Consider the following 292-nt stretch of genomic DNA (forward strand, 5'->3'; position numbering starts at 1 on the left):
TGCCAGGCCCCCGCGTACGCGGTGACCCCGTCGTTCAGGCGGGGCAGCTGTTTTTGCGCCGCGACGGAGGCGGGGGTGTACACCGGGTGCTCGTAGATCATCCGCTCCACCACCCGGTCGGCGGCGATGCCGTCGTCCGCGCCCAGGGTGACGACGTAGTCGGCGCCGTCGGGCAGGTGCTGGAGGCGCCGCATGTCGTAGCTGACGCGCACGGGTTCCGTGGAGGAGTCGCAGCCGGTCATCCGGTAGTTCCAGCAGGCGCGGGCCCGCGGCGAGCGGGGCAGGACGGCGG

General features: G+C 73.3%; 1 pseudogene. It reads right to left on the reverse strand.

The features are described 5' to 3' along the window. Window positions 1–292 (reverse strand): annotated as a pseudogene (locus VR44_RS40210) (amine oxidase); the annotation flags it as partial.

The sequence above is a fragment of the Streptomyces katrae genome (assembly GCF_000966975.1).
In the GTDB taxonomy this organism is placed as follows: Bacteria; Actinomycetota; Actinomycetes; order Streptomycetales; family Streptomycetaceae; genus Streptomyces; species Streptomyces katrae.